The following is a 659-nucleotide window of genomic DNA, read 5'->3' on the forward strand; positions in this document are numbered from 1 at the left end:
CTGACACTACCTTTTTGCTTATCTGCTGTATAGGTGATCGTTGTATCTTTCGTTGGATCACTTGGCTGATAACTGCTACCTGGTGTCAAAACATGACCTTCTGGATCATGTGCTGTATAACCTGGTACCGTCGGTACACCGGCTGGTGTAACCTTTGTCGCATCACTTGGGTCATTTGGATAGACTACTTTTGGTGTTTCAGGGAAGTTCCCATCACTTGAGCTTGGTACCAATGATCCGACTTTCGTGTATGTCACGGTCTCATTAACATCTGCTGAATCGGCATTCAGGTCAGTTACGGCAGCTGTCTGTGCTTTATCAGCTACAGATCCTGGCACCACTGGGCTAACAACGGCATCAAAGGTCGTATCACCATTTGTCGCTGTCCAGGCTGTTGTTCCAGCACCACTTGTAATAACTTCACCAGTAACGTTATCGACAACGACTGTTCGTGTGAAGTTGACAGAATCAGTGTGCGGCTTGGCCACTCCGTGTCCATTCTGATCAACATAGCTGACGGTCTCATTGACCGTCTTATCATAGTTGGTGCTAGTTGGCCACTTTGGTCCATCTGGTTCATCTGGATTGATTGGCGTTCCAGGTGTCTGTGGATCCGTTGGATTCACTGGCGTCAACCGATGCTTCAAGTGAACCGTGAA

1 protein-coding gene is annotated in these 659 nt (G+C 47.8%); it reads right to left on the reverse strand.

The annotated features are described in order from the left end of the window. Positions 1–659 (reverse strand): mucin-binding protein (locus FC70_RS09320; RefSeq protein ID WP_420835983.1); only part of this gene is annotated, 659 nt, incomplete at both ends.

The organism is Paucilactobacillus oligofermentans DSM 15707 = LMG 22743 (assembly GCF_001434315.1).
GTDB lineage: Bacteria > Bacillota > Bacilli > Lactobacillales > Lactobacillaceae > Paucilactobacillus > Paucilactobacillus oligofermentans.